The organism is Bradyrhizobium sp. McL0615, assembly GCF_049993905.1.
Taxonomy (GTDB): Bacteria; Pseudomonadota; Alphaproteobacteria; order Rhizobiales; family Xanthobacteraceae; genus Bradyrhizobium.
On the sequence record NZ_CP188254.1, the window covers coordinates 452,772 to 479,764 of the forward strand.

At 63.5% G+C, this 26,993-nt stretch carries 23 protein-coding genes; 10 read left to right on the forward strand and 13 right to left on the reverse strand.

The window, feature by feature from the left end; all coding sequences use genetic code 11:
* Positions 1–11: 11 nt before the first annotated feature.
* Entirely contained in the window at positions 12–344 is a 333-nt protein-coding gene (gene rpsP / locus ACPPVP_RS02145) for a 30S ribosomal protein S16 (protein ID WP_426530860.1), read from the reverse strand.
* 90 nt (positions 345–434) lie between these two features.
* On the reverse strand, positions 435–1,979 hold the full coding sequence (gene ffh, locus ACPPVP_RS02150; protein WP_426538395.1) for a signal recognition particle protein: 1,545 nt from the start codon (positions 1,977–1,979) through the stop codon (positions 435–437).
* A gap of 444 nt (positions 1,980–2,423) precedes the next feature.
* Here ffh and ACPPVP_RS02155 point away from each other — a divergent pair, with 444 nt between their 5' ends.
* Positions 2,424–3,488: an MBL fold metallo-hydrolase gene (locus ACPPVP_RS02155; RefSeq protein WP_426530862.1), complete on the forward strand. Its 1,065-nt coding sequence runs from the start codon at positions 2,424–2,426 to the stop codon at positions 3,486–3,488.
* 21 nt (positions 3,489–3,509) lie between these two features.
* Here ACPPVP_RS02155 and ACPPVP_RS02160 read toward each other — a convergent pair whose 3' ends face one another.
* Positions 3,510–5,084, reverse strand: a complete 1,575-nt coding sequence (locus ACPPVP_RS02160; RefSeq protein ID WP_426530864.1) for a winged helix-turn-helix domain-containing tetratricopeptide repeat protein — start codon at positions 5,082–5,084, stop codon at positions 3,510–3,512.
* Positions 5,085–5,264: 180 nt separating this feature from the next.
* Between ACPPVP_RS02160 and ACPPVP_RS02165 the strand changes: the two genes are divergently transcribed.
* From ACPPVP_RS02165 to ACPPVP_RS02175, 3 genes are read left to right on the forward strand one after another with little or no spacing between them, the layout of a single operon-like run.
* On the forward strand, positions 5,265–8,117 hold the full coding sequence (locus ACPPVP_RS02165; protein ID WP_426530866.1) for a beta strand repeat-containing protein: 2,853 nt from the start codon (positions 5,265–5,267) through the stop codon (positions 8,115–8,117).
* 24 nt (positions 8,118–8,141) lie between these two features.
* Complete coding sequence (locus ACPPVP_RS02170) at positions 8,142–10,283, forward strand: type I secretion system permease/ATPase (RefSeq protein WP_426530868.1); 2,142 nt, start codon at positions 8,142–8,144, stop codon at positions 10,281–10,283.
* A complete protein-coding gene (locus tag ACPPVP_RS02175) occupies positions 10,270–11,724 on the forward strand; it encodes an HlyD family type I secretion periplasmic adaptor subunit (protein ID WP_426530870.1) in 1,455 nt (484 codons plus the stop codon). Before ACPPVP_RS02170 ends, ACPPVP_RS02175 begins: the two co-directional genes overlap by 14 nt.
* A 49-nt stretch (positions 11,725–11,773) precedes the next feature.
* On the opposite strand, the gene ACPPVP_RS02180 is transcribed toward ACPPVP_RS02175, so the two are convergent.
* Both ACPPVP_RS02180 and ACPPVP_RS02185 read right to left on the reverse strand, forming a co-directional pair.
* Positions 11,774–12,469, reverse strand: a complete 696-nt coding sequence (locus ACPPVP_RS02180; RefSeq protein ID WP_426530872.1) for an SIMPL domain-containing protein — start codon at positions 12,467–12,469, stop codon at positions 11,774–11,776.
* Positions 12,470–12,474: 5 nt separating this feature from the next.
* Positions 12,475–13,185, reverse strand: a complete 711-nt coding sequence (locus ACPPVP_RS02185; RefSeq protein ID WP_426530874.1) for a GyrI-like domain-containing protein — start codon at positions 13,183–13,185, stop codon at positions 12,475–12,477.
* Positions 13,186–13,365: 180 nt separating this feature from the next.
* Here ACPPVP_RS02185 and dapF point away from each other — a divergent pair, with 180 nt between their 5' ends.
* Both dapF and mtaB read left to right on the forward strand, forming a co-directional pair.
* Positions 13,366–14,238: a diaminopimelate epimerase gene (gene dapF, locus ACPPVP_RS02190; RefSeq protein ID WP_426530876.1), complete on the forward strand. Its 873-nt coding sequence runs from the start codon at positions 13,366–13,368 to the stop codon at positions 14,236–14,238.
* Between the two features lie 5 nt (positions 14,239–14,243).
* Positions 14,244–15,509: a tRNA (N(6)-L-threonylcarbamoyladenosine(37)-C(2))-methylthiotransferase MtaB gene (mtaB, locus tag ACPPVP_RS02195; protein WP_426530878.1), complete on the forward strand. Its 1,266-nt coding sequence runs from the start codon at positions 14,244–14,246 to the stop codon at positions 15,507–15,509.
* A 142-nt stretch (positions 15,510–15,651) separates the two neighbouring features.
* Here the strand turns inward: mtaB and ACPPVP_RS02200 are convergent, their stop codons facing one another.
* A complete protein-coding gene (locus ACPPVP_RS02200) occupies positions 15,652–16,287 on the reverse strand; it encodes an RluA family pseudouridine synthase (protein WP_426530880.1) in 636 nt (211 codons plus the stop codon).
* 199 nt (positions 16,288–16,486) lie between these two features.
* Between ACPPVP_RS02200 and ftsY the strand changes: the two genes are divergently transcribed.
* Both ftsY and ACPPVP_RS02210 read left to right on the forward strand, forming a co-directional pair.
* A complete protein-coding gene (ftsY, locus tag ACPPVP_RS02205; protein WP_426530882.1) occupies positions 16,487–17,437 on the forward strand; it encodes a signal recognition particle-docking protein FtsY in 951 nt (316 codons plus the stop codon).
* 63 nt (positions 17,438–17,500) lie between these two features.
* Positions 17,501–18,103: a septation protein A gene (locus tag ACPPVP_RS02210; RefSeq protein WP_426530884.1), complete on the forward strand. Its 603-nt coding sequence runs from the start codon at positions 17,501–17,503 to the stop codon at positions 18,101–18,103.
* A 161-nt stretch (positions 18,104–18,264) separates the two neighbouring features.
* On the opposite strand, the gene ACPPVP_RS02215 is transcribed toward ACPPVP_RS02210, so the two are convergent.
* From ACPPVP_RS02215 to ccmA, 7 genes are all read right to left on the reverse strand, one after another.
* A complete protein-coding gene (locus ACPPVP_RS02215) occupies positions 18,265–18,624 on the reverse strand; it encodes a ComEA family DNA-binding protein (protein ID WP_426530885.1) in 360 nt (119 codons plus the stop codon).
* A gap of 160 nt (positions 18,625–18,784) precedes the next feature.
* The gene (locus ACPPVP_RS02220) at positions 18,785–19,786 is read right to left on the reverse strand and encodes an MBL fold metallo-hydrolase (RefSeq protein ID WP_426530887.1); all 1,002 of its coding nucleotides are present in this window, start codon (positions 19,784–19,786) and stop codon (positions 18,785–18,787) included.
* Positions 19,787–19,815: 29 nt separating this feature from the next.
* The gene (locus tag ACPPVP_RS02225; protein WP_426530889.1) at positions 19,816–20,412 is read right to left on the reverse strand and encodes a DsbE family thiol:disulfide interchange protein; all 597 of its coding nucleotides are present in this window, start codon (positions 20,410–20,412) and stop codon (positions 19,816–19,818) included.
* Positions 20,412–20,588: a heme exporter protein CcmD gene (gene ccmD / locus ACPPVP_RS02230; protein ID WP_426530891.1), complete on the reverse strand. Its 177-nt coding sequence runs from the start codon at positions 20,586–20,588 to the stop codon at positions 20,412–20,414. Before ccmD ends, ACPPVP_RS02225 begins: the two co-directional genes overlap by 1 nt.
* 4 nt (positions 20,589–20,592) lie before the next feature.
* Positions 20,593–21,324 carry a heme ABC transporter permease gene (locus tag ACPPVP_RS02235; protein ID WP_426530892.1) on the reverse strand — a complete coding sequence of 244 codons (732 nt, stop codon included), beginning with the start codon at positions 21,322–21,324 and terminating at the stop codon, positions 20,593–20,595.
* Positions 21,325–21,430: 106 nt separating this feature from the next.
* Positions 21,431–22,099 (reverse strand): heme exporter protein CcmB, encoded by a 669-nt coding sequence (gene ccmB, locus ACPPVP_RS02240; protein WP_426530894.1) that lies wholly within the window; start codon positions 22,097–22,099, stop codon positions 21,431–21,433.
* Positions 22,096–22,698 (reverse strand): heme ABC exporter ATP-binding protein CcmA, encoded by a 603-nt coding sequence (ccmA, locus tag ACPPVP_RS02245; protein ID WP_426530896.1) that lies wholly within the window; start codon positions 22,696–22,698, stop codon positions 22,096–22,098. The genes ccmB and ccmA overlap by 4 nt, the downstream gene beginning before the upstream one ends.
* Positions 22,699–22,922: 224 nt before the next feature.
* Here ccmA and acnA point away from each other — a divergent pair, with 224 nt between their 5' ends.
* On the forward strand, positions 22,923–25,643 hold the full coding sequence (gene acnA, locus ACPPVP_RS02250) for an aconitate hydratase AcnA (protein WP_426530898.1): 2,721 nt from the start codon (positions 22,923–22,925) through the stop codon (positions 25,641–25,643).
* Positions 25,644–25,864: 221 nt separating this feature from the next.
* Entirely contained in the window at positions 25,865–26,626 is a 762-nt protein-coding gene (locus ACPPVP_RS02255; protein WP_426530900.1) for a DUF1223 domain-containing protein, read from the forward strand.
* Positions 26,627–26,993: the final 367 nt, after the last annotated feature.

The following is a 26,993-nucleotide window of genomic DNA, read 5'->3' on the forward strand; positions in this document are numbered from 1 at the left end:
GCCGCTATACCTTAGCCCTTCGCGGCGGCTTCAGCGGCGGCCTTGCGCTCCTTGCGCGGCACGGCCTTTTCCGGATTGTTGCGCGCGGGACGCTTGACGACACCGGCGGCATCCAGGAAGCGGGTCACGCGATCCGACGGCTGCGCGCCCTTGGCGAGCCAGGCCTTGACCTTGTCCATGTCGAGCTTCAGCCGCGACTCATTGTCTTTCGGCAGCAGCGGGTTGAAGTGGCCGAGACGCTCGATGAAGCGGCCATCACGGGGAAAGCGCGAGTCGGCGACGACGACGTGATAGACCGGGCGCTTCTTGGTGCCTGCGCGAGCGAGGCGGATAACGACTGACATTTGGTTCTCCTGAGTGTGGGTTCGATTAAGTGTTGGTCGGGTACGCCGTCATTGCGAGGAGCGAAGCGACGCTCGCAATGACGGAAGAGGTCATTTCTTCTTCCCCGGAAAGCCGCCGAGGCCCGGCAAGGTCGGCTTGCCGCTGAGGCCCGTGAGGCCCGGCACGTTCGGCAGGCCCTGGCGCAGGCCAACGGGAAGATCCTTCGGCAAATTCGGCAGGCCGCCGGCGCCGCCCTGCATCTTTTCCGCCATCGCCTTCATCTCTTCGGCTGAGGGCGGCTTCATGCCGCCGCCAAAGCCCATCGCCTGCGCGATGCCGGCCATCGGGCCGCGCTTGCCCGAACCCATGGCCTTCATCATGTCGGCCATGTTCCGGTGCATCTTGAGCAGCTTGTTGACTTCCTGGACCTCCAGCCCGGCGCCGGCGGCGATGCGCTTCTTGCGGCTGGCCTTGAGGATGTCGGGATTCTTGCGCTCCTGCCGCGTCATCGAATCGATCACCGCGACCTGGCGCTTGATGATCTTGTCGTCGATCCCGGCCGCCGCGATCTGGTTCTTCATCTTGGCGACACCGGGCATCATGCCCATCAGCCCGCTGATGCCGCCCATGTTCGCCATCTGCAGCAATTGCTCGCGCATGTCGGTCAGGTCGAACTGGCCCTTGCGCATCCGCTCGGCGGTGCGCGCGGCCTTTTCTGCGTCGATATTTGCGGCTGCCCGCTCGACCAGCGACACCACGTCGCCCATGCCGAGGATGCGGCCGGCGATCCGGCTCGGATGGAAATCTTCCAGCGCGTCGGTCTTTTCGCCGGTGCCGATCAGCTTGATTGGCTTGCCGGTCACCGCGCGCATCGACAGTGCGGCGCCGCCGCGGCCGTCGCCGTCGACGCGCGTCAGCACGATGCCGGTGAGGCCGACGCGCTGATCGAAGGCGCGCGCGAGATTGACGGCGTCCTGACCGGTGAGCGAATCCGCGACCAGCAGCACTTCATGCGGATTGGCGGTGGATTTGATCTCAGCCGCCTCGCTCATCATTTCTTCGTCGAGCGTGGTCCGGCCGGCGGTGTCGAGCAGCACCACGTCGTAGCCGCCGAGTTTGCCGGCCTCCAGCGCGCGCTTTGCAATCTGCGCAGGCTTCTGGCCCGCCACGATCGGCAGTGTCGGAATGTCGAGGTCGCGCCCCAGCACGGCCAATTGCTCCATCGCCGCCGGGCGGTAGATGTCGAGCGAGGCCATCAGCACCTTGCGCTTGTCGCGCTGGGTCATGCGGCGGGCGAGTTTTGCGGTGGTGGTGGTTTTGCCGGAGCCTTGCAGACCGACCATCATGATGGCGACCGGCGGCACCGCGTTGAGATCGATGGTCTGGCCGTCGGAACCAAGCGTGGCGACCAGTTCGTCATGGACGATCTTGACCACCATCTGGCCGGGCGTAACCGACTTGACGACGGTGGCGCCAACCGCCTGCTCGCGGACGCGATCGGTAAAGCTTCTGACGACCTCGAGCGAAACGTCGGCTTCCAGCAACGCGCGGCGCACCTCGCGCATCGCGGCGTCGACATCGGCCTCCGACAGCGAGCCGCGGCCCGTCAGACGATCGAGTATCCCACCAAGCCGTTCCGACAGATTGTCGAACAATGCCGTTGTCCTGTTGCTGCCCTCACCCTGACGAGCAGGCGAAGCCTGCGTCTCGAAGGTGGCGGCGACCACCGTGGCCTCATCCTTGGAGACGCCGCTACGCGGCTCCTCAGGATGAGGGTCATCCAAACACTTTCGCGCCCGAGGGCGCATCGCGCTGTCGGGCGTTGGCCTCCGGTCTCAAGGGCCGGGCGGCAGGTCGAAAAGAAGATCTTTCCGAGAAAGTGCGCGGGTTAAACCCCCGGGGAGGGCCAAAGTCAAGGAAAGTCTAGTCGGAGGTTTGATATTACCTCGATCAAGCTGCTGTAATATTTAGCTTTTGCGGAATCATAACATTTTCACCCGGTCTCCTCGGCGCCTCGGTGCCGCAGGTTCCAACTTGGCTTTCGCACGCCATATAACGTTCATGTCTTACCTCCCCTCCCGCCTTTTCTGATCTCGCCCGTGGCCATCACCCGACGCCGTGTTTTTGCCGTGCTTGCCGGTGCCGCCGCGGCCGTCGGTGTGCCGTCACTCTGGATGAGCAACATGAAAACCTATGACGGCCCAGTCTCCGACCATTTTGACGGGACGCACTTCTTCGATCCCGACGGGGTGCCGCCGAAATCGCTCGGCGAAGTGCTGCGCTGGCAGTTCGGTACCGACCGCAAGCGCGCGAACTGGCCGGATTGGGTGCCGAATGCCCACGGCGATACGCCGCCGCCGCGCGTTTCCGGCGACAAGGTGCGGCTGTCGTTTGTCGGCCATGTCACCTGGCTGATCCAGACCCGGGACCTCAACATCCTCGTCGATCCCGTGTGGTCGATGCGCGCTTCGCCGGTTTCCTTTGCCGGGCCGCATCGGCACAACGATCCCGGCATCGCCTTCGACGCCCTGCCCAAGATCGACGTCGTGCTGGTGTCGCACGGCCACTACGACCATCTCGATATTGCGACGCTGTCAAAACTGTCGGTAAAATTTTTGCCGCGCGTAATCACCCCGCTCGGCAACGACGTCACCATGCGCGACTCCGATTCGGCGATCAAAGCCGAGGGTTTTGACTGGCAGGACCGCGTCGAACTCGGCAACGGCATCGCGGTGACGCTGGTGCCGACGCGGCACTGGTCGGCGCGCGGATTGTTCGATCGCAACAAGGCGCTGTGGGCGAGTTTTGTGCTGGAAACGCCGGCGGGGAAAATCTACATCGTCTGCGATTCCGGCTATGGCGAGGGCAAACATTTCCGCCGCGTCGCCGAGAAGCACGGCCCGCTGCGGCTGGCGATCCTTCCCATCGGCGCTTATGAGCCGCGCTGGTTCATGAAGGACCAGCATATGAATCCGTTCGATGCGGTGCAGGCGCTGGCCGATTGCGGCGCGAGCCAGGCGCTGGCGCATCATCACGGCACGTTCCAGCTGACGGATGAGGCGATCGACGCGCCGGTCAATGCGCTGGCGGACGCGCTCAAGGAGGCGAATATCGCGCCGGAGCAGTTCGCGGCGCTGAAGCCGGGGCAGGTAGTGGAGATCTAACGTTCGTCGCGTAGGCCAACCTCAGTCCAAACCCGCCCGGCGAAAGCCTTCCAGATAATGCTCGCGGTCAGCGTCGTGCTGGATAGGTACGTGATCCGCAACCCAAGCCAGCGAGATGTTGGGCTGAGCGCGGCGAAGCTCCTGCAACGCTGTCGCAGCGACCTCCGGAGATGCGGCCATGCCGGCGGCGGCGGTCAGAACGCGGTGGGCGCCGGCGTAATCGCTGCGAAGGCGCACGGCGATGCGCGCCAGTCGTATCGCTTCCTCGTAATTGCGTCCGATGTACTGGGCGAGGCAGGCCGAGCCGTAATACAGCGCCAGGAACGGATCGCGCGGACTCAGCTGGATCGCGCGATGCGCCGCCTCGACGGCTTGTTCCCAGCGGCCGCAAAACCCCAACGCCGCGGCGTAATAGTTCTGGGCCTGCGAGAAATTCGGATTGAGGCGCAGCGCCAGTTCAAATTCGGCCAGTGAATCGTCGAAGCGTCGCGTGATCAGATAGAAGGCGCCGAGTGCGTAGTGCGCCCAAGAGTCTTCGCTGTCGGCCCGAATTGCCGCCAGCGCGTCGCGCTCGGCGGCATGTGCGATATCTTTCAGTTCCACCCACCCCATATGGGCGCCGAAAGTATAGCTGGCGCTAAGCACGCCGAGCGCCTGGCCATAATGCGGGTCGATGGCGATTGCCTTCTCCAGCAGCTCCTGCGCGACGGCATGATCCTGCCGCGTTACCCGCCAGTAGTATGACAGCGCCCGCATCACCAGGTCCCAGGCGTCGAGGCTGCCGGGCTGCTTGCGCCGGGCACGAAAATTTTCCGCCGCGTAAAGCTGCGGCTCGATCGCGGCAACGATCGCCTCGGTGATTTCGTCCTGTACGGCGAACAGATCGGCAAAGTCCCGATCGTAGCGTTCCGCCCAGACGTGGCTGCCGTTGATGACGTCGTTGAGCTGTGCGGTGATGCGCACGCGCCCGCCACTCCTTCGCACGCTGCCTTCGACGACATAGCCGACGCCGAGTTCTTCGCCGATCTGCTTTACGTGGACAGCCCTGCCTTTGTAGAGGAACGAAGAATTGCGCGCGATGACGAAGAACCAGCGCAGTTTGGACAGCGCGGCAATGATGTCTTCGCTGATCCCGTCCGAAAAATATTCCTGCTCCGGGTCGCCGCTCATGTTGTTGAAGGGCAGCACGGCAATGGCGGGACGGTCGGGCATCGGCCTGGTCTGTTGCGCGAGCATGTCCGCGTCTGATAACGGCGACCGCATGGTGTGCTGCGGTGCGTCGTCGGTTTGTATGCGTACCTCGCCGACGAAGCGGATGCCTTTGCGGGCGATCGTGCGGATCAGATTTTGCTTCCGGCCGTTGTCGCCGATCGCCCTTCGCGCCGCGTAGATGCGGCTGGTCAGCGTCGTGTCCGATGTGATCCGCCCACCCCAGATTGACGCGATGAGATCATCCCTGGTGACGACCCGATCATTGTTCTCGATCAGGTAGATCAGCAAATCGAGAACCTGCGGCTCGACCGCAATGTGATCGGACCCGCGGCGCAATTCGCGGCGGTCGGCGTCAAGTATGTAATCGGCAAAATGAAACAGCACGTGGGTGCCCTAACCGGCGGTGGTCACCAGGTCGTGACCTGTAACACATCTGTGTTCGGGAAACTTCAGAAAATCTCGCGGACAATTCAAGGACGTCTGGAGCGCGGCTTCAAGCCAGCTGTGCGAGCGGCGGCTAACCGTGAAGCTGAGGGGCTCTCTCTTCGGAAGGATGTTTCGATCATGGCTATCACGGCGTCGTTTTCTGCCAGCAACGGTTTTCTTTCGATATTCGGTGACGCGACCAGCAACAACATTCGAGCAAGCCGCGATGCGGCTGGTAACATTCTCGTCAACGGCGGCGCTGTCCCGATCCTGGGAGGTAAAGCGACCGTCGCCAACACCGTCAAGATCCAGCTGTTCGGCCTCGACGGCAACGACACGATGACCGTCGACGAAGCCAACGGCGCAATGCCTGCCGTCCAGATGTTCGGTGGCGCGGGCAACGACACGCTGACCGGCGGCTCCGGCAACGACATGCTATTCGGCGAAGCGGGCAACGACATCCTGCTCGGCAAGGGCGGTAACGATCTGCTGTTCGGCGGCGCCGGCAACGACACCCTCACTGGTGGCGCGGGTGACGACCAGATGTTCGGCCAAGCCGGCGACGACCGCATGATCTGGAATCCAGGCGACGGTACCGATCTGATGGAAGGTGGCGACGGCAACGATACCGCCGAAGTCAATGGCGGCAACGGCGCCGAAGTCTTCACGATCACGCCCAACGGCACGCGCGTGCGCTTCGATCGCGTCACCCCGGCTCCGTTCTCTCTCGATATTGGCACCACCGAAAATCTCGTGGTCCACGCCAATGGCGGTGACGACGTCATTACCGCAAGCAATGGTCTCTCCGCCCTGATCCATCTCACCCTCGACGGCGGTGCGGGCAACGATACCATCACTGGCGGCGATGGCGCCGACCTCCTGATCGGCGGCGACGGCAATGATCTGATCAACGGTGGCCGCGGCAACGACACCGCCCAGCTCGGCGCGGGCGACGACACCTTCGTCTGGAATCCTGGCGACGGCAACGACGTCGTCGAAGGCGGAGACGGGACGGACACGCTCCAGTTCAACGGCGCGAACGTCAACGAGAACATCGACATCTCGGCCAATGGCAGCCGTGCACGGCTGACGCGCAACGTCGCCAACATCACCATGGATCTCAACGACGTCGAACAGATCAACGTCGCGGCGCTGGGTGGTGCCGACAACATCACGATCGGCGATCTGAGCAAGACCGATGTCAAGCGGGTGAACGTCGACCTGAGTGCTGCGCCCGGCAACGGCGTCGGCGACGGCCAGGCGGACACCGTGACGGTCAGCGGCACGGGGAGCAACGACCAGATCCAGATCGTAGGCTCGCTCAAGGACGTTACTGTCAGCGGGCTTTCGGAACAGGTCGTCATTACCGGCCCGGAGACCGGGGATACGCTGAGGATCAACGGCGGCGCCGGCAACGACACGATCACCGCGGCCGGCATGACGACCGCGATCATGAACCTCGTTCTGGATGGCGGTGCCGGCAACGACACCATTATCGGCGGCGCGGGCAACGACACCCTGCTGGGCGGCGACGGCAATGACGCCGTCAACGGCGGGCGGGGCAATGACACGGCCTTGCTCGGCAGCGGCAATGACACCTTCACCTGGAATCCGGGCGACGGCAGCGACACCGTCGAAGGTCAGGACGGCACCGATACGCTGGTGTTCAACGGCTCCAATGCCGTGGAGAACTTCGACATCTCGGCTAATGGCGGGCGCGCTCGGCTGTTCCGTGACGTCGGCAACATCACCATGGATCTCAACAGCGTCGAGCGCATCAAGCTTAATGCGCTCGGCGGTGCCGACGCCATCACCGTCAACGACCTGACTGGCACCGGCGTCACGCAGGTGGCCGTTGATCTCGGCGCCACGCCCGGCGCCCCCGGCGGCGATGGTCAGCCAGATACGGTGACCGCCAATGCCACCTTCGGCAACGACACCATCAACGTCGTCAACAGCGGCGGGTCGCTGACGGTCAATGGCCTCGCGGCGCAGTTGTCGATTGCGAACGCCGAAGCCGGCGACACGCTCGTCGTCAACGGCCTTGGCGGCAACGACACCATCGACGCGTCGACGATCAAGGCCGGCCAGGTCAAGCTCACGCTCAACGGGGGCGACGGCAACGACATCATCAAGGGCAGCGCCGGCGATGACCTCGTTCTCGGCGGGCGCGGCAACGATACGGCGTTGCTGGGCGCCGGCAACGACACCTTTGTCTGGAATCCCGGCGACGGCAACGACATCGTCGAGGGGCAGTCCGGCACCGACACGCTCCAATTCAACGGCGCGAACGTCAACGAGAACATCAACATCTCGGCCAATGGCAGCCGTGCACTGCTGACGCGAGACGTCGCCAACATCACGATGGATCTCAACGGTGTGGAAAACATCAATGTTACCGCGCTGGGAGGTACCGACACCATCACGGTCAACGATCTGACCGGGACCAGCGTCAGTGACGTTGCGATCGATCTCGGCAGCACGCCGGGCGGTGCCGGTGACGGCCAGCTGGACACGATTGTCCTTAACGCGACCAACGGCAATGATGTCATCACCATCACCAACAACAACGGTGTGGTCACGGTGACGGGTCTCGCCGAGGATGTGACGATCCGGGGGTTCGATGCAACCGATCGCATCGTGATCAACGGCCTCGGTGGCGACGACGTGATCAATGCGTCGGGGTTTACCGGCATGCTGGTCACCGCCAATGGCGGCGATGGTGATGACGTGCTGATCGGAAGCGCCGGCAACGACATCCTGACCGGCGGCGCGGGAGACGACATCCTGCTCGGCGGTGGCGGGCAAGACGTGCTCGACGGCGGGCCCGGCGCCAACGTCGTCATCAACGGCTTCGCGGGCAATGCCGCCGTCCTGGGCCAGTTCATGGCGTCGAGCTTCGTCTCGGCGGGTGACAGCCTGGGTGCGACGCCGATTGCCGATCCGCAGGCCGGTCACCAGCCGGTGCTGGCAATACCGCAGCACGCGTAAGCATTGCCGCCCTGGAGAATGCTGATGAGCGCTGAAACCGACGGCATGCGACGAGTCGACTCGGGACTCGAAGCTCTCGTGACGTTGTTGCATTTCCAGGGCGTCGCTGCTGATCGCCAGCAGATCAGGCATCGGATGGCAACGGACAGGATTGGCGCATCGGAGATTCTCCGGTGCGCCAAGGATTTGGGATTGAAGGCCCGGGCCTGCCGCAGTCAGTGGTCGCGGCTGGCCAAGACGCCGTTGCCCGCGATCGCGCCCTTGCGCGATGGCACCTTCATGGTGATTGCCAAGGCCGATGCGGACAAGGTTCTGGTTCAGTCCCCGGCGTATTCCCGTCCCGTCCTGATAACGCGGACCGAGCTGATTGCCATCTGGGACGGCGAGTTGATCCTGATGACGCGCCGGGCCGGGTTGTCCGACATCACCCGGCGCTTCGACATCACCTGGTTTGTTGGCGCGATCCACAAATACCGGCGCCTCCTGGGCGAGGTGCTGGTCGCATCATTTCTTCTGCAAACCTTTGCGTTGGTATCGCCGCTGTTCTTCCAGGTGGTGATCGACAAGGTGCTGGTGCATCGATCGCTGAATACCCTCGACGTGCTGGTGATCGGGTTGGTGGCGATCTCGCTGTTCGAGACCGTGCTGGGAATCCTGCGCACCTATTTGTTCTCGCATACCACCAACCGCATCGACGTCGAACTCGGGGCACGCCTGTTCAATCATCTGCTGGCGTTGCCGATGGCCTATTTCCAGGCGCGGCGCGTTGGCGATTCGGTGGCGCGGGTCCGCGAACTGGAAAACATCCGCAATTTTCTCACCAGCTCGGCTCTGACGCTGGCGATCGACCTGCTGTTCACCTTCGTGTTTCTGGCGGTCATGTTTGCCTACTCACCGTTGCTGACATGGATCGTGCTTGGCTCGTTTCCATTCTACATCGCGATCTCGGCCGGCGTGACGCCGCTGTTCCGGCGACGGCTCGACGAGAAATTTCGGCGCGGCGCCGAGAATCAGGCCTTTCTGGTCGAGAGCGTGACCGGGATCGAAACGCTGAAGTCGATGGCAGTCGAGCCGCAGATGCAGCGGCGCTGGGAAGAGCAGCTTGCCGGCTACGTTGCGGCCAGCTTCGGGGTCCTGAGCCTCGGCAATACCGCCAGCCAGATGGTGCAGTTCGTCAGCAAGCTCGTCACCGCGGGTGTGCTTTATTTCGGTGCCAGGCAGGTCATCGACGGCGGCCTGTCCGTGGGTGAGCTCGTAGCCTTCAACATCCTGGCCGGGCGGGTGAGTGCGCCGGTATTGCGTCTGGCGCAGATCTGGCAGGACTTTCATCAAGCGCGGCTGTCGGTCCTCAGACTGGGTGACATCCTCAACACAACGGCTGAACCGACCTATTCGGTAGGACGCACGCAGCTGCCGGCGATCCGCGGCAACATCATCTTCGACCACGTGACATTTCGCTATCGGGTCGACGGGCAGGAAGTGCTGCACGACGTCAGCTTCGATGTTCCCGCCGGGCAAATGGTCGGTATTGTCGGGCCTTCGGGATCAGGCAAGAGCACGTTTGCGAAGCTGGTGCAGCGGCTCTATGTGCCGGAAAGCGGCCGTGTCCTGATCGACGGCATGGATCTCGCGATGGCCGATCCGGCCGGGTTGCGTCGCCAGATCGGCGTCGTGTTGCAGGAAAACGTGCTGTTCAACCGCTCGGTGCGCGAGAATATCGCGCTCGCCGATCCAGCCATGTCGATGGAGCGCGTCATCGCGGCGGCAACACTGGCGGGTGCGCATGAATTCATTCTCGAACTGCCTGAAGGCTACGACACCATCGTCGGCGAGCGGGGCTCCACGCTTTCCGGCGGTCAGCGCCAGCGGATTGCGATTGCGCGCGCGTTGATCTCCGATCCGCGCATTCTGATTTTCGACGAGGCGACGAGTGCGCTCGACTACGAGAGCGAGCGGATCATCCAGCAGAACATGAAGGAGATAGCCAAGGGACGAACGGTTCTGATCATCGCGCACCGCCTCTCCACCGTGCGATCCGCGGATCGCATCGTAACGCTCGAGCGCGGCCGTTTGGTCGAAGACGGTACCCACGACACCCTTATCAAGACCGGTGGCCGTTATGCGACGCTGCACAGGCTGCAGGGAGGAATCTATGGAGTCGGCTAATCGCGTGTCGCCCGTCAAGCAGAAGGAAGTCGTCGTTCCCTTCAAGCGCGCGCAGGAGCGGCGCGGCAACGAACTCGCATTCCTGCCGGCGGCGCTGGAAATCGTAGAGACCCCGCCATCGCCGGTCGGCCGTTTGACCGTGGCGATCATCACTTTGCTGTTTGGCTCGGCGGTGATCTGGTCATATTGGGGGACGATCGACATTGTGGCGTCGGCAACCGGAAAAATCGTGCCGAGTGGCCGCACCAAGATCATCCAGCCGTTCGAGACCGGGGTGGTACGTTCGATCCGGGTGCAGGACGGGCAGGCCGTCAAAGCCGGCGAGGTTCTGATCGAGCTCGATCCGACCGTCAACGCCGCGGAGCGTGACCATCTTTCCAACGACCTCCTCGCCGAGAAACTCAACACCGCGCGGTTGCGCGCCGCGCTCGCGGCCGTGGACGATCGCGAGGCCGATTTCACACCGCCTGCCGGAGCGGACCCGGTATTGGTCAGCGCCCAGCGCCAGCTCCTGCTCAGCCAGGTCACCGAACACCGCGCCAAGATCGCCGCGCTGGGGCGGCAACAGGCGCAGAAGGAAGCCGAACGGGCCACCGCCGGAGCCACCATCCACAAGCTCGAGGCGATGATTCCCGTGGTCCAGCAGCGCGTCGATATCCGCAAGACGCTGATGGAGAGGGAGCTGAGTTCGAAGATCACCTATTTCGAGATTTTGCAGTTGCTGGTCGAACAGCAGGAAGAACTCAGTGTCCAGAAAAGCCATCAGCAGGAAGCTGAGGCTGCGGTGGCGGCCATTCGCGAGACGGGACGCCAGGCGGTGGCTGAATACCGGCGCACCTTGTCAGACGAACTCGCAAAGGCCGAGCAGAAGGCAAGCGGGCTTGCCCAAGACCTGATCAAGGCTGAACGGAGGACCGGACTTCAGCAGCTTGCGTCACCGGTTGACGGCGTGGTGCAGCAACTCGCGATCCACACGGTCGGCGGCGTCGTCACGCCGGCGCAGGCCCTGCTGGTGATCGTCCCGAACGACAGCCGGCTGGAAATCGAGGCGATGGTGTCGAACAGCGACATCGGCTTTGTTCACACCGGACAGCAGGCCGAGATCAAGATCGATACCTTCAATTTCACCCGCTACGGTCTTTTGCGCGGCCAGATTATCGGCGTTTCGCAGGACGCGATCATTCGCGACCAGCCGCAGGACCGCACTGGCGACCGGAGGCCGGGAATGCAAAACGGCTCCAGCGAACCGAAGGGCCAGGAGCTGAACTACAGCGCACGCATTTCACTCGATCGCACCAAAATGCAGATCGACGACCGGATGGTCGATTTGTCGCCGGGCATGGCGGTGACGGTGGAAATCAAGACTGGATCGCGCACCATCCTGAGCTATCTGCTTTCGCCGCTGTTGCGCTATCAACAGGATGTCCTGCGCGAACGGTGAGGCGAGCGGAAACTTTCACCGCCAGAGCGGGCGAGGCCTTGAAGCGACATTATTGCGTCGGCTTGATCGCCCAGGTCACGCTCACCGTCACCGACAGCGTCTCTTCGCCTTGCGCCACCGGTGCGCCGGCGGCCATCGGCGCCGCCATCTTGCCGCGGAACATCGGCGTCGGCGCGCCTTCCTCGGAAATGCTGATGGGCTCGCCGAGCGTCACGCCGGCGGCCTTGGCGTAGATCTCCGCCTTGCGGCGTGCATCGGCGATCGCCTTTTCGCGGGCCTCGTCGAGGGCTTTTGAGGCTTGCGTTACCGTGAAATTGATGCCGCCGATTTCGTTGGCGCCGGCGCCCACCAGCACGTCGATGACATTGGCGACCTTGGTGATATCACGTACCTTGACCGTGACACGGTTGCTGGCGCGGAAGCTGACGATGCCTGGGCGGTCCGAGACTTTGGACGGCGTGGCAAACTGCGGCTGCAGCGACAGCCGCGAGGTCTGGTAGTCCTTCTCGTCAATACCGGCGCCCTTGAGCGCCAGCAGCACCTTGCCCATCGCGGCGTTGTTGGCGTCCGACGCCTCGCGCGCGGTCTTGGCGTCCGACGTCACCCCGCCTTCGATCTGGGCCTGATCGGGTGCCACCGACACGTTGGCTTCGCCGGTCACGGAAATGGCGGGCGGCATCGTCTGCGCCAGCGCGGGCGCGGCGAGGAATGTCGCAGCAATGACGGGGCCGAACCAGCGCTTCATCTGTTTCACCGCAGCGGCACGTAGACGTTGATCACCAGCTTGTCCTCCGCCGTCTTCAGCGGGTCGGTGATGTATTCCTCGATGAACGTGTCCTTGGCCTCGAGCTTCTTGTCGTCGAGGTGGTTGGTGATCGCCTCATAGGTGTTGTCCATGTTGTCGTAGGAGCCGCGATGGACGAACTTCAGCGCCTTGCCCTCGGGCGACTTGGCGATGCTCATGTCCTTGGTCAGGTTCTTCGGCTCCTGGTCGACCGGGATTTCCGCCAGAAACGTGAAGCCGGTGTCGTCGGTCGAGGTGTAGACGATCATCGAATTGCCCGTGGCCTTGATGCCCTGCTTGTCGAGCAGGGCGGTCAGCGCCTTGAACGCATCGATCAGGGTGTCGAAGGCGCCATCCCAGTTGGCGGTGCCCTTGATGACCACCACTTTCTTGGGCTGGAGTGCGAACTCCTCGCCGAAGGGGTCGGCGGTCTGGACGCTGGCGGCGGGAGGCGGGGGCGCCGGCGCAGGGGCTTTTTCGGCCGTTGGGGCATCCGCCGGCGACTTGGTTTCGGCCGGCGGCGGGACCGGCACCGCCGACGGTGCGGGGCTGGGCACAGCCGACGGGCTCGGAGCCGGCGAGGCCGAGGGTGCCGGCGACTGGGCGAGGGCGGCGTCGGTGAACGCAACCATGGAGAGCGCGACCAGGGCCGCACGGAAAGTGCTGATACGGTTCATTTCAGGTATTCTCCATCCACCCCACCCGGCGGCGGAATGTCCCCCGCGCCCGCCAGGATGGTGCCATTTTCTAACACGCAAGGTCCGCGTTCGTCCCATGACAGATGCGTCATATGCCCCCGCGTACTAGGCAATGCGGCAAGTTTCGCCATATAAGGCAGGCAGAATTTAGGAAATTCCATGAGCACGCTGGCCAACCACGCATTTGCCAAGATGAACGGCATCGGCAACGAAATCGTCGTGGTCGATCTGCGCGATTCCAAGGCCACTGTCACGCCGGAAGACGCACGCGCGGTCGGCTCTCCGGCAGGCGTGCCCTACGACCAGTTGATGGTATTGCAGCCGCCGCGGCTTTCGGGCACCGAGGCCTTCATCCGCATCTACAACAATGACGGCTCGGAAGCCGGCGCCTGCGGCAACGGCATGCGCTGCGTGGTGCGCCGCCTGTTCGAAAAGACCGGCCAGACCGCTGTGACGTTCGAGACCCGTGCCGGCCTTTTGAATTGCTGGCAGGGCCCGGCGCCCGATCTCTACACCGTGGACATGGGAGCCCCGAAGTTCGGCTGGCAGGATATTCCGCTGGCCGAAGAATTTCGTGACACCCGCTATATCGAACTCCAGGTAGGTCCCATCGATGCGCCGGTGCTGCATTCGCCATCGGTGGTCTCGATGGGCAATCCGCACGCGATCTTCTGGGTCGACGACGTCAACGCCTATGACCTCGAACGCTTCGGGCCGCTGCTGGAAAACCACCCGATTTTTCCCGACCGCGCCAACATCACGCTGGCCCATGTCGTCGATCGCGACCACGTCACGATCCGTACCTGGGAACGCGGCGTCGGCCTGACCAGGGCCTGCGGCTCGGCCGCGTGTGCGACCGCGGTCGCCGCCGCCCGGCTGAAGCGCACCAATCGCAGCGTCGAGATCACGCTGCCCGGTGGCAAGCTTGCGATCGAGTGGCGCGAGCGCGACGACCATGTGCTGATGACCGGCACCGCGCATTTCGAGTATGAAGGCCGCTTCGATCCCGCGCTGTTCGCCAGCGTCGCCTGAGAGCCATGAGCGTCGACGTCCTCACCTTCGGCTGCCGTCTCAACGCCTTCGAATCCGAGGTGATCGCCCGCGAGGCGGAGCGCGCCGGACTTTCCGACACCATCGTCATCAACAGCTGCGCGGTCACCAACGAGGCGGTGGCGCAGGCGCGGCAGTCGATTCGCCGGCTGAAGCGCGAGCGGCCGGACGTGCGCATCGTCGTCACGGGCTGCGCGGCGCAGACCCAACCAAAAATGTTTGCCGAAATGGCCGAGGTCGATCGTGTCGTCGGCAATGACGACAAGATGCGCGGCGAGGCGTGGCGGGACGCGCGCGCGGCGTTCGACGCGGGCTTTGGGGTCGAGACAAGCGAAAAGATCGCGGTCGCCGACATCATGGCGGTGCGCGAGATGGCGCCGCATCTGCTCGATGGCTTCAAGGCCGGCCTGCCGCGGGTTTTCGTGCAGGTGCAGAATGGCTGCGACCACCGCTGCACTTTCTGCATCATCCCTTACGGCCGCGGCAATTCGCGCTCGGTGCCGATGGGTGCCGTCGTCGAACAGGTCCGCGCGCTCACCCAGCGCGGTCATGCCGAGATCGTGCTGACGGGGGTCGATCTGACCAGCTACGGGGCTGACTTGCCGGGCATGCCGAAGCTCGGGCAACTGACAAAACAGATTTTGCGGCATGTGCCGGAGTTGAAACGCCTGCGCATTTCTTCGATCGATTCCATCGAGGCCGATCACGATCTGCTTGACGTCATCTCGGATGATGAGCGGCTGATGCCGCATTTGCATCTATCGCTGCAGTCCGGCGACGACATGATCCTGAAACGGATGAAGCGGCGGCATTCGCGCAAGGACGCGATCGAGTTCTGCGCGCAGGTGCGGCGGCTCCGTCCGGACATCACGCTCGGCGCCGATATCATCGCGGGCTTTCCGACCGAGACCGACGAGATGTTCGCGCGTTCGGAAGATCTGGTCGCGGAATGCGATCTTACGTTTCTGCACGTGTTTCCCTATTCGAAGCGACCCGGCACGCCGGCCGCGCGGATGCCGCAGGTAGCGGGCGGGGCCATCAAGAATCGCGCACGGCGCCTGCGGGCGGCTGGCGACGCGGCCCTGCAGAAGCGGCTGGCATCGGAAATCGGTGCGACGCGTCAGGTTTTGATCGAAAGCGCGACGCAGGGGCGGACGGAGCATTTCCTGCCGGTCGCGATAGCGGGCGAAACATCGGGTGCCGTGATGACGCTAGCGATCAAGGGCCGTGATGGCGCGAGGTTGACGGTGTGAGCCGCAAAATCCGCTGTCGTCGCCCGGCTTGACCGGGCGATCCAGTACGCCGCGGCCCCTCGGTTGATCTCTGGCTTCTCTGGGATACTGGATCATCCGCCTTCGCGGATGATGACAGTGGTGGCTGGGGCGGCGTGTGCTGCTACTCCCCGTTCCAGCCGCACGCCCTGAGCCGCTCGCGCATATGCTCCGGCGCGGGTGCTGTCACGCGCACTGGCTCCTTGTTTTTCGAAATCGGAATCACGATCTCGCGGGAATGCAGATGCAGGATAGGCTCGCCGAATCTTGGCCCGTTGCCGTAGATGTTGTCGCCGACAATCGGCCAGCCCGTCGCAGACGTGTGTACGCGCAATTGATGGGTGCGGCCGGTCACTGGTTCCAGCGCGAGCCAACAAAGGCCGTCGCCGCGGCCGCGCACTTTCCAGGTGGTGACGGCTTTCTGGCCCTCCGGGTCCGGCTTCTGCCACCAGCCGCGCTCGGCGTTGAGCCGGCCGATCGGCATGTCGATGGTGCCTTCGTCCTCGGCAGGTCCGCCCTCGACCACGGCCCAATAGGTCTTGCCGATCTTGCCGTGCTTGAACAGCAGCCCGATCGAGGCGGTGGCCTTGCGATGGCGTCCGAGCACCAGACAGCCGGAGGTATCCTTGTCGAGCCGGTGGGCCAGCACCGGCGGCCGCGGCAGGCCAAATCGCAAGCCGTCAAAGGATGCTTCCAGATTGGCGCCGCCCTTGGGGCCCCGATGTACCGGCAGCCCGGCAGGCTTGTCGATCACAAGCATCAGCCCGTCGCGGTGGAGCACACGAGCCTGGATTTCGTCTGCCGTTAAGCCACGGACATCAAGCGATGTCCGGGGGGCATCAAAGGATGGCCCGGGCACATCGAGGGATGGCCCGGAGACATCAAGGGATGCTCCGGGAACATTGATGGATCTGTTGTGACTTCCGCTCATGGCGCGAAACCGCTAACACGTCTCCAACATGAGCGATACCACTCCCGGAACCCCCAAACTGAGCTGGTGGCGGCGGCTTTCGAGCGGCCTGAAGCGGACCTCGAGTTCGCTAGGCTCCGCCGTTGCCGACCTCGTCACCAAGCGCAAGCTCGACCGCGCCATGCTCGACGATATCGAGGATGTGCTGCTGCGCGCCGATCTCGGCACCGCCGTGGCGGTACGGATTGCGGACGCCGTCGGCGCCGGCCGTTATGACAAGGCGATCTCGGCCGATGAGGTGAAGACGGTTGTTGCAACCGAGGTCGAGAAGGTGCTGGCGCCGGTGGCGAAGCCGCTGGAGATCGACGCGGCGCAAAAGCCGTTCGTCATTCTCGTGGTCGGCGTCAACGGCTCGGGCAAGACCACGACGATCGGCAAGCTCGCCGCGAAACTGAGTGCCGAGGGCCGCAAGATCATGATGGCGGCCGGCGACACGTTTCGCGCCGCGGCGATCGAGCAGCTCAAGGTGTGGGGCGAACGCACCAGGTCGCCGGTCATTGCGGGTGCGCAGGGTTCGGATTCGGCGAGCCTTGCCTTCAACGCGCTGACCGCGGCGAAAGAACAGAATATCGACGTGCTGCTGGTCGATACCGCCGGACGCCTGCAGAACAAGGCCGAGCTGATGAAAGAGCTCGAAAAGGTCGTTCGCGTCATCAAGAAGGTCGATGCATCGGCCCCGCATGCGGTGCTGCTGGTGCTCGATGCCACGGTGGGACAAAATGCGCTGTCGCAGGTCGAGGCATTTCATCGTACCGCTGGCGTCACCGGCCTCGTGATGACGAAGCTCGACGGCACCGCGCGCGGCGGCATCCTGGTGGCGCTGGCGGAGAAATTCAAATTGCCGGTGCACTTTGTCGGCGTCGGCGAAGGCGTCGACGATCTCGCCCCATTCACCGCGCGGGATTTCGCCAACGCGATCGCAGGTATCGATAGGGCATGATCCCGAAAAGTGAGAACCGGTTTTCGGACAAGATCATGCCCAAACAAAGAACGAAGTGAAACGATGGACAAGACCCAGCCGCATCCGATGTTCAAGCTTGCGACCGAACTCGGTCCGCTCCTCGTGTTCTTCGTGGCGAATGCCAAGTTCAACCTGTTTGTCGCGACCGGCGCCTTCATGGTGGCGATCGTGGCCGCGATGATCGCCTCCTATGTGGTGGTGCGGCATATCCCCATCATGGCGATCGTCACCGCCGTCATCGTGCTGGTGTTCGGCACGCTGACGCTGGTGCTGCACGACGAGACCTTCATCAAGGTCAAGCCGACCATCATCTACGGCCTGTTCGCCGCGATCCTCGGCGGCGGGCTGTTGTTCGGCCGCTCCTTCATCGCGATCCTGTTCAATCAGATGTTCAACTTGACGCCGAAGGGCTGGCGCGTTCTGACCATGCGCTGGGCGCTGTTCTTTTTCGCCTTGGCGATCCTGAACGAATTTATCTGGCGCACGCAGTCGACTGATTTCTGGGTCAACTTCAAGGTATTCGGCGTGACGCCGCTGACGATGATCTTTGCGATCGCCCAGATGCCGCTGATCAAGCGCTATCATCTGGAGCCGGCCACGCTGGAAGCCAGCGAGGCCGAAGCGGGCGATGTGAGCAAGGGGTAGGTCTGCTCCCTCGCCCCGCTCTTCGCGGGGAGAGGGTTGGGGTGAGGGGCTCTCTCCGCAAACTCTGCAGGTCGTTGGACCTGTACCCCCTCACCCGGAATTCGCGCTCCGCGCAAATTCCGACCTCTCCCCGCAAGCGGGGTGAGGTAAGAAAGAAGGCCTCAGCTCTTTTGCTTGGCGATGATCTTGTCCTTGATCTTGTCGTAGGTCGCTTGCGGGACGATGCTCTTCTGCACCAGCTCGTCCTTGCCCTTGTACGGCCGGCCCGCGATGATTTTGGCGGAATAGGCCTTGCCGACACCCGGCAGCGCGTCGAGCTGGTCGGCGGTCGCCGAGTTGATGTCGAGCAGTTCCGCCTTCGGGGCGGGCGCCATCTTCGACTCCGAGGCCTTTGGCGCGGGAGCCATCTTGCTGTCGGATTTGGCCGCGGGCTGCGCGGTCTGGGCCATCGACGGGGTCGCCGTCAGCATGCCCAGGGTAAGTGCGGTTGCGAGAAGAGAAGCGAGCGTGAAATGACGCATAGGGTGTCCCTCCAAGGACGGTTCAAGTAACGCCATCAAGCTAGCTGTGAATTCGTGGCGGCGCCATGGCTGCGAAATGAACGGCAGATAAAAGCCAAAAATTATTTGGATGCTTCGAACGGCGAACCGCGCATGGCCGACTGGTCGGTACCGCTCCGTCTCAGCGTGCCGATGCCGGCAGTCGGTCAAAAGGATCAAAGACCGTCCACGCTACCGGAAGTTTCACCTCGACCCCCGACTTGGCGCCTTCCGCGACCAGGAATTGCATCGATGCACTCATGTCGTCGAGTAGCACGGGGATCGGCCGCAGCGGCTGATCGATCGGAGCGGTGAAATCGTCCCAATGGATCGGGATCACCCGCCGGGCGCCGCTGGTCGTCACCAACTCCCGCCAATACTCCGCCATGTAGGACTGGGATTGCTTGCCAAGCTGGCCGATGCCGAGAAACACGACATCAGCGCGCCGTCCGGCAAGGGCGCCCGGAACGAATCCGGCGCTGGCGTTGACCAGCAGACGCCGGCCATCATGTTCGATCTGAACGGCGAAGCTGGTGCCCTCAAGATAGGCGTTGGCGCGCACCGGCGGGACCAGCGGCGCTGTGATTTCGCCGCCGGTGAAGGGCGACGGCACGTGCCGGCTTTGCAACAGCGTTACCGTAAAGCGGCCGAAGGTCATGATGTCGCCGGGACGGCGGGCCGCGATGTTGGCTTCCGGCAAGCCCCAGCCTCGTCCAACATTGGCCGTCGATTCGGAGCCGACCAGCACGGCGCCGGTCTGCGCGGCGACCTCAGGCGCGTCCATCGCGTGGTCATAGTGAGAATGATTGACGATCACCGCGGCGAGCTTTTCGATTCCGGCCCGCTGCAGGCTGTTCTTGATGATCGTCTTGTCGGGCGAAATCTTTTCAAGGAACAACTGCCGGGAATTCGGCCGCGTGAAAAACCCGTCCAGCAGGATTGCGGTGCTGCCGTCGTCAAACAGCAATGTTGACACGCCGAGAAACGTTACCCGCAACGGAGCATTGCGATTGATATCGGGCGCTGCCGTGAGAGCAGCAAATGAGGAGACATCAGGCCGGTGAGTCAGCCCGTAGTAGACATAGGCTCCGGCGCTGGCCAGAACGACCATGATCGCCAGCCCGAATGCAATTGCGTATTTCATTGCCCGCGGCTTCCGTAAAACGTGCCCGTTCAAGGCCTCGCCTTCAACGCCTTCTCGATCTCGACCTTCAACACGCTGTCGAGATTGGCCGGCGTCACCGGCCCGACCATCTTGTAGAGGATGGTGCCGTCGCGGCCGACCACGAAGGTTTCGGGCACGCCGTAGACGCCCCATTCGATCGCGCCGCGGCCATTGGCATCGACGCCGACCATGCTGAACGGGTTGCCGTAGCGGCCGAGGAAGCGGCGGGCGTTATCGGGAGAATCCTTGTAGTTGATGCCGACGATCTGCAGCCGCGTATCCTTCGCCAGTGCGGTCAGCAGCGGCGCCTCGTCGTGGCAAGGCACGCACCAGGACGCCCAGACATTGACGACGGAGACCTTGCCCTTGAAGGCGGCGGGGTCGAGCCCGGGCACCGGCACGCCGTTATTGGCGAGGCCTTCCAGCGCCGGAAGCGTGGTCTGTGGCGCCGGGCGGCCGATCAGGGCGGATGGGATTTTAGAGGGATCGCCGCCATACAGCCGCAGCAGGAACAGCGCGGCGACGGCGAGGAAACCGACCAGCGGCAGCGCCACCAGCCAGCGCCGGCGGCCCGGCTGTTCGTCCGATGTGGCGGGCGTGCTCATCAGATGTCCGTCGCCTGGCGGCCCGAGCGGCGGGAAACGCCGCTGGCCTCGAGTTCGCGCAGGCGCTCCTTCTGGCGGCGATAATCGATGGCGATCCAGACGATGAGAAGCGCCACGACCGCCGCCACCAGCGTGTAGGACGTCACGATAAAGGAGGCGTAGGGACCGAGCGCCATCGCGTCATGCCGCCTGCTGGCTGGCTTGCATCATCTGCAAGCTGCGCACGCGCCGGCGCAGGATCTCGTTGCGCATCGCCGCCAGATGCAGCGTGACGAACAGCAGCGAGAAGCCGACCGCCATCACCAGCAACGGAATCAGGAACGCCTTGTCGAGCGATGTGCCGCCCATGCGCAGGACGGCCGCCGGCTGATGCAGCGTGTTCCACCAGTCGACCGAGAATTTGATGATCGGCAGGTTGAGCGCGCCGACCAGCGTCAGGACGGCGGCGGCCCGCGCCGCCCGCGACGGATCGTCCACGGCGCGCCACAGCGCCATCAGGCCGAGATACATCAGGAACAGGATCAGGACCGAGGTCAGCCGCGCATCCCATTCCCAATAGGTGCCCCACATCGGCCGTCCCCACAGTGAACCCGTGACCAGCGCGAGAAACGTGAATGCCGCGCCGATCGGCGCTGCGGCCTTGGCCGCGACGTCGGCGAGCGGATGCCGCCATACCAGCGTGCCCAGCGCGGCAAGGCTCATGACGCCCCAGACGAACATCGAAAGCCACGCATTCGGCACGTGGATGAACATGATCTTCACGGTGGCGCCCTGCTGATAGTCATCGGGCGCCATCGCCGCCTGATAGAAGCCGATCAACAGCAGGATCGCGGTTGCGCCCGCCAGCCACGGCAGCAAGCGCGCCGTCAGCGACAGGAATTTGGTTGGATTGGCGAGGTCGATCAGCGTCATGGCATCCTGATAGTCGTCAGTGGCGGGGCAGGCAATGCGGCTTGGTTTGTTTCATGTTGCCTCCGCGAGAGTTGATCGGCGTCAAATCATGTCGGTCCAAGCCATCTCAGTCCAAGCCGTGCCGCAGGCTGGCCGCGGCGGCGAACGGTCCGATCACCAGGCTGACCAGCGAAAGCGCGCACAGGATGGAAAACGGTGTTCCAAACGACAGCGGCCCTGTTATGGCGGCCTGCGATGCGGCAACGCCGAAAATCAGCACCGGGATCGATAGCGGCAGCACCAGCACGGCCAGCAACAGCCCGCCGCGGTGCAACGTCACGGCGAGCGCCGCGCCGATCATGCCCGTAAACGTCAGCGCCGGCGTTCCCACCAGCAGCGTCAGCGCCACCGCCGAGGTTGCGGTGGCGTCGAGATTGAGCAGCAGCCCCAGCGCAGGGGTCGCCACGATCAGCGGCACGCCGGCGGCAAGCCAGTGGGCCAGCGCTTTTGCGGCGCAGGCCAGTTCGAGCGGCGCCCGGGCCATCACGATCAGGTCGAGCGAACCATCCTCGTGGTCGGCCGTGAACAGGCGGTCCAGCGTGAGCAGGCTCGCCAGCAGCGCGCCGAGCCACAGGATCGCGGGTCCGAGCCGCGTCAGCAGCGCCAGATCCGGCCCGATCGCGAACGGCATCAGCACCGTGACCGTGAGGAAAAACAGCACGCCGATCAGCGCTCCGCCGCCAACGCGAAGCGCGATCTTGATGTCCCGGCGAATCAGTGAGGTGAGGGCGCTCATTTTCCGCCTCCCATCTGCAGTTCTCTCGCTCCGATCCCGAGCGGGCTGTGGGTCGCGGCGATGATGATGCCGCCGCCGGCGATGTGGTCGCGCATGACGCCTGCGAACAGATCCTGCCCGGCGGTATCGAGCGCCGAGGTCGGCTCGTCCAGCAGCCAGACCGGCCGGCGCACCACCAGCAGGCGGGCGATCGACAACCGCCGCCGCTGGCCGGCGGAGAGATAGGCTGCCGGCAGATGCGTGGCATGGGCAAGCCCCACGGCTGAAAGGCATTGGCTGGTATTGCCGGCCGCGCCGCCCAGAAAATCTCGCCAGAACGACAGGTTTTCCGCCACGCTTAGCGCGGGCTTCAGCGCATCGCGATGGCCGAGATAATGGGATTGCTCCGGCAACGTCAGTTCGTCCTCGCCGCCTTCCAGGTCGACCGACCCGCCTGCCGGCACCAGGAGGCCCGCGATCAGGCGCAACAGCGAGGTCTTGCCGGAGCCGTTCGGGCCGACCACGGCCAGCACCTCGCCCGAGGAGGCTTCGAAATCGAGGCCGGAGAACACTTCGCGGCCGCCCCTGATACAGTCGATGTGACGCCCCGAGAGCCGCATATTGCCTCTTCACAGCCCTCTGAAATTAATGGGTACCGCGCCAGAATTTGTGGGTGCCGCATTGCTGAAGCACGCTTGTCGGTGTGGCGGCGCTTCTAGAAAGATTCTATAAGCCCGGAACTTGATGCAGCACACAATCGGCGGCTGCAAGCCAAGAGGCCAGCCTAGGCTGACGGTGTTTACATACCCTTGCCGGGTATAACTAGAATTTGGGATTTCCTGACATGACCTCGCTCGACAGCTTCAAATGCCGCAAGACCCTCAAGGTCGGCAGCAAGACCTACGTTTATTACAGCCTGCCCGCCGCCGAGAAGAACGGTCTGAAGGGAATTTCCAAGCTGCCCTATTCGATGAAGGTGCTCCTGGAAAACCTGCTACGCAATGAAGACGACCGCACGGTCAAGAAGGCCGACATCATCGCGGTGTCGAAATGGTTGAGGAAGCGTAAACTCGAGCACGAAGTGGCGTTCCGCCCGGCGCGCGTGCTGATGCAGGATTTTACCGGCGTGCCGGCAGTGGTCGATCTCGCCGCGATGCGTAACGCGATGCAGGCGCTCGGCGGCGATGCCGAGAAGATCAACCCGCTGGTGCCAGTCGATCTCGTCATCGACCACTCGGTGATCGTCAACTTCTTCGGCGACAACAAGGCGTTCGGCAAGAACGTGGTCGAGGAATACAAGCAGAACCAGGAACGCTACGAATTCCTGAAGTGGGGCCAGAAGGCGTTTTCGAATTTCTCCGTGGTGCCGCCCGGCACCGGCATCTGCCATCAGGTCAATCTCGAATATCTCGCGCAGACGGTGTGGACAAAGAAGGAGAAGATGACGGTCGGCAAGAAGACCGGCACCTTCGAGGTCGCCTATCCGGATTCGCTTGTCGGCACCGACTCGCACACGACCATGGTCAACGGCCTCGCCGTGCTCGGCTGGGGCGTCGGCGGCATCGAGGCGGAAGCCTGCATGCTCGGCCAGCCGCTGTCGATGCTGCTGCCGGAAGTGGTCGGCTTCAAGCTCAAGGGCCAGCTCAAGGAAGGCGTCACCGCGACCGACCTGGTGCTGACCGTCACGCAGATGCTCCGCAAGCAGGGCGTGGTCGGCAAGTTCGTCGAATTCTTCGGTCCCGGCCTCGACTTCCTCTCGGTGGCGGACAAGGCGACCATCGGCAACATGGCGCCGGAATATGGCGCGACCTGCGGCTTCTTCCCGGTCGACGCCGCGACCATCGATTATCTCAAGACCTCCGGCCGCAAGGCGGATCGCGTCGCGCTGGTTTCGGCTTACGCCAAGGCGCAGGGCCTGTTCCGTACCGCGAAATCGGCCGACCCCGTGTTCACGGAAACGCTGACGCTCGATCTCAAGGATGTCGTGCCGTCGATGGCCGGCCCGAAGCGCCCCGAAGGCCGCGTCGCGCTGCCGGCGGTCGCGGAAGGTTTCTCTACCGCGCTCGCGGGTGAGTACAAGAAGCCCGGCGAAGCCGATAAACGCTACGCAGTCGACAATCACAATTTCGAAATCGGCCATGGCGACGTGGTGATCGCGGCGATCACCTCCTGCACCAACACCTCCAATCCGAGTGTGCTGATCGGTGCGGGCCTGCTGGCGCGTAACGCTGCCGCCAAGGGCCTGAAGGCCAAGCCGTGGGTGAAGACTTCGCTGGCGCCAGGCAGCCAGGTGGTCGCGGAATATCTCACCAATTCCGGGCTGCAGACCGAACTCGACAAGGTCGGCTTCAATCTGATCGGTTTCGGCTGCACCACCTGCATCGGCAACTCGGGTCCGCTGCAGGAAGACATTTCCAAATCCATCAACGACAACGGTATCGTGGCCGCGGCCGTACTGTCGGGCAACCGCAACTTCGAAGGCCGCGTCTCGCCGGACGTGCAGGCGAACTATCTGGCGTCGCCGCCGCTGGTGGTGGCCTACGCGCTGGCGGGCACCGTGACCAAGGATCTCGCGGTCGAGCCGATCGGCACCGGCAAGGATGGCAAGCCGGTGTTCCTGAAGGACATCTGGCCGACAACCAAGGAAATCAACGCCTACATGAAGAAGTTCGTGACGGCGACGATCTTCAAGAAGCGTTACGCCGACGTGTTCAAGGGCGACACCAACTGGCGCAAGATCAAGACGGTCGACAGCGAGACCTATCGCTGGAACATGTCGTCGACCTATGTGCAGAACCCGCCCTATTTCGAAGGTATGAAGAAGCAGCCCGATCCCGTCGTCGACGTGGTCGATGCGCGGATCCTGGCGATGTTCGGCGACAAGATCACCACCGACCACATCTCGCCCGCCGGCTCGATCAAGCTGACTTCGCCGGCCGGAAAATTCCTGAGCGAGCACCAGGTGCGCCCCGCCGACTTCAACCAGTACGGTACACGGCGCGGTAACCATGAAATCATGATGCGCGGCACCTTCGCCAACATCCGCATCAAGAACTTCATGCTGAAGGGCGCCGACGGCAATATTCCGGAAGGCGGCCTCACCAAGCATTGGCCCGACGGCGAGCAGATGCCGATCTACGACGCGGCGATGAAGTACCAGGCGGAGGGCGTGCCGCTGGTGGTGTTCGCCGGCGCCGAGTACGGCAACGGCTCGTCGCGCGACTGGGCCGCCAAGGGTACCCGCCTGCTCGGCGTCCGCGCCGTGATCTGCCAGAGCTTTGAGCGCATCCATCGCTCCAACCTGGTCGGCATGGGTGTGTTGCCGCTCACCTTCGAGGACGGCACGTCGTGGACGTCGCTGGGCCTGAAGGGTGACGAGAAGGTGACGATCCGGGGCCTGCAGGGCGACCTGAAGCCGCGTCAGACCCTGACGGCGGAGATCGTCTCCGGCGATGGCGCACTGCAGCGTGTCCCGCTGCTTTGCCGCATCGATACCCTCGACGAACTCGAGTACTACCGAAACGGCGGCATTCTGCATTATGTGCTGCGCAAACTCGCGGCGTAGAGTTCTCTTTTGACGCGTTTTCTTCACGCGAACCGGTAACCACTTCGCTTGAAAACGCTTTGAAACGCGGATTTGTGATCAGTGCCTCACTTCGAAGTGAGTAGCGAGCAAGAAGAAGGCGGCCTAATGAGAGGGCCGCTTTCGCGCGTTTGGGGCACGCATTTTTGGGATCAGATCATGCCCCGTAAAAATACGGATGGACGCTACCACCGGTTCGCACAATGACAGCGATGATGGCCAATAATCTGATATCGCGATGGTCCGGCGCGCTTGGCGTCTGTGCAATCATCGCCGTCATCCGCCCAGCTCATGCCGATCCGCGTGCCGTGGTCGAACTATTCACCTCACAGGGCTGTTCGTCGTGTCCGCCCGCCGACAAGATCGTCGGCGAACTCGCCAAAGACCCCAACGTGATCGCGCTGAGCATGCCGATCGACTATTGGGATTATCTCGGCTGGAAGGACACGCTGGCGGACTCGCGCTTCAGCGCGCGTCAGAAAGCCTATTCGCATGTCCGCGGCGACCGCAACCTCTATACGCCGCAGATGATCGTCAACGGCTCCGCGGAGGTGATCGGCAGTGATCGCGCCGCCATCGACGGCGCGATCAAGAACACGAGCAAGGCCGAGGGCGTGATGTCGGTGCCGGTGACGATGACGTTGTCGGGCAAACTGATCAACGTCTCGGTCGAGGCGAGCAAGGTGGCGACGGCGGGGCGCGGCGAAGTCTGGCTTTGTTCGGTTTCGCGGGCGGTGCCGATTTCGATTGGGCGCGGCGAGAATCGCGGCCAACAACTCACCTACTACAACGTAGTGCGCAAGCTCGTGAAGGTCGGCGACTGGAACGGCGGCGCGGGAAGCTGGAGCGTTCCGCTGGAAAATATTTCCAGCGACGGCGTCGATGCCGCGGTCGTCTATGTCCAGGACGGCAGTCGCGACAAGCCGGGCGCAATGCTCGGCGCCGCCTACACGTCGCTGCACTAGTTCTCTTCCGGGGCTCGGGTGGCCCGGATGGAGCGCAGCGAAATCCGGGATTCTCAAAGCCGGATAGACCTGCCCCGGATTGCGCTGCGCTCCATCCGGGCTGCGATGCTGCTCTTCTCACGTTTCCGGAATTCGTGTCGCGCCGTTGTTGGCGAAGGCGGGGTCGCGCGTGGCTTTGCAGCCCCCGCAAACGAAAAAGGACCAACTTTCGTTGGCCCAGTATCGGGATTAACTCCCTCTGCGAACAGGCCCGATCCCGACGGCCCCGGGGGGCTGGGGGCTGAGGAATCCGGAACCGAAAGGACCGGGCCAACGCAGTATCTACTTGTCGCAACCTAGCGGGGCGGGCGGTTGGCAGAAGTGGGGC

Coding starts and splice junctions, on each gene's coding strand:
- ACPPVP_RS02220 (WP_426530887.1), bottom strand. CDS start 19,786: ATGAAATACGCAATTGCATTCGGGCTGGCGATCATGGTCGTTCTGGCC.
- ccmD (WP_426530891.1), bottom strand. CDS start 20,588: ATGGCGCTCGGTCCCTACGCCTCCTTTATCGTGACGTCCTACACGCTG.
- mtaB (WP_426530878.1), top strand. CDS start 14,244: ATGAGCGTCGACGTCCTCACCTTCGGCTGCCGTCTCAACGCCTTCGAA.
- ACPPVP_RS02215 (WP_426530885.1), bottom strand. CDS start 18,624: ATGCGTCATTTCACGCTCGCTTCTCTTCTCGCAACCGCACTTACCCTG.
- ACPPVP_RS02165 (WP_426530866.1), top strand. CDS start 5,265: ATGGCTATCACGGCGTCGTTTTCTGCCAGCAACGGTTTTCTTTCGATA.
- ACPPVP_RS02210 (WP_426530884.1), top strand. CDS start 17,501: ATGGACAAGACCCAGCCGCATCCGATGTTCAAGCTTGCGACCGAACTC.
- ACPPVP_RS02170 (WP_426530868.1), top strand. CDS start 8,142: ATGAGCGCTGAAACCGACGGCATGCGACGAGTCGACTCGGGACTCGAA.
- ACPPVP_RS02255 (WP_426530900.1), top strand. CDS start 25,865: ATGACAGCGATGATGGCCAATAATCTGATATCGCGATGGTCCGGCGCG.
- rpsP (WP_426530860.1), bottom strand. CDS start 344: ATGTCAGTCGTTATCCGCCTCGCTCGCGCAGGCACCAAGAAGCGCCCG.
- ccmB (WP_426530894.1), bottom strand. CDS start 22,099: ATGAGCGCCCTCACCTCACTGATTCGCCGGGACATCAAGATCGCGCTT.
- ACPPVP_RS02200 (WP_426530880.1), bottom strand. CDS start 16,287: ATGCTTGTGATCGACAAGCCTGCCGGGCTGCCGGTACATCGGGGCCCC.
- ACPPVP_RS02175 (WP_426530870.1), top strand. CDS start 10,270: ATGGAGTCGGCTAATCGCGTGTCGCCCGTCAAGCAGAAGGAAGTCGTC.
- ccmA (WP_426530896.1), bottom strand. CDS start 22,698: ATGCGGCTCTCGGGGCGTCACATCGACTGTATCAGGGGCGGCCGCGAA.
- ACPPVP_RS02185 (WP_426530874.1), bottom strand. CDS start 13,185: ATGAACCGTATCAGCACTTTCCGTGCGGCCCTGGTCGCGCTCTCCATG.
- ftsY (WP_426530882.1), top strand. CDS start 16,487: ATGAGCGATACCACTCCCGGAACCCCCAAACTGAGCTGGTGGCGGCGG.
- acnA (WP_426530898.1), top strand. CDS start 22,923: ATGACCTCGCTCGACAGCTTCAAATGCCGCAAGACCCTCAAGGTCGGC.
- ACPPVP_RS02225 (WP_426530889.1), bottom strand. CDS start 20,412: ATGAGCACGCCCGCCACATCGGACGAACAGCCGGGCCGCCGGCGCTGG.
- dapF (WP_426530876.1), top strand. CDS start 13,366: ATGAGCACGCTGGCCAACCACGCATTTGCCAAGATGAACGGCATCGGC.
- ACPPVP_RS02180 (WP_426530872.1), bottom strand. CDS start 12,469: ATGAAGCGCTGGTTCGGCCCCGTCATTGCTGCGACATTCCTCGCCGCG.
- ACPPVP_RS02235 (WP_426530892.1), bottom strand. CDS start 21,324: ATGACGCTGATCGACCTCGCCAATCCAACCAAATTCCTGTCGCTGACG.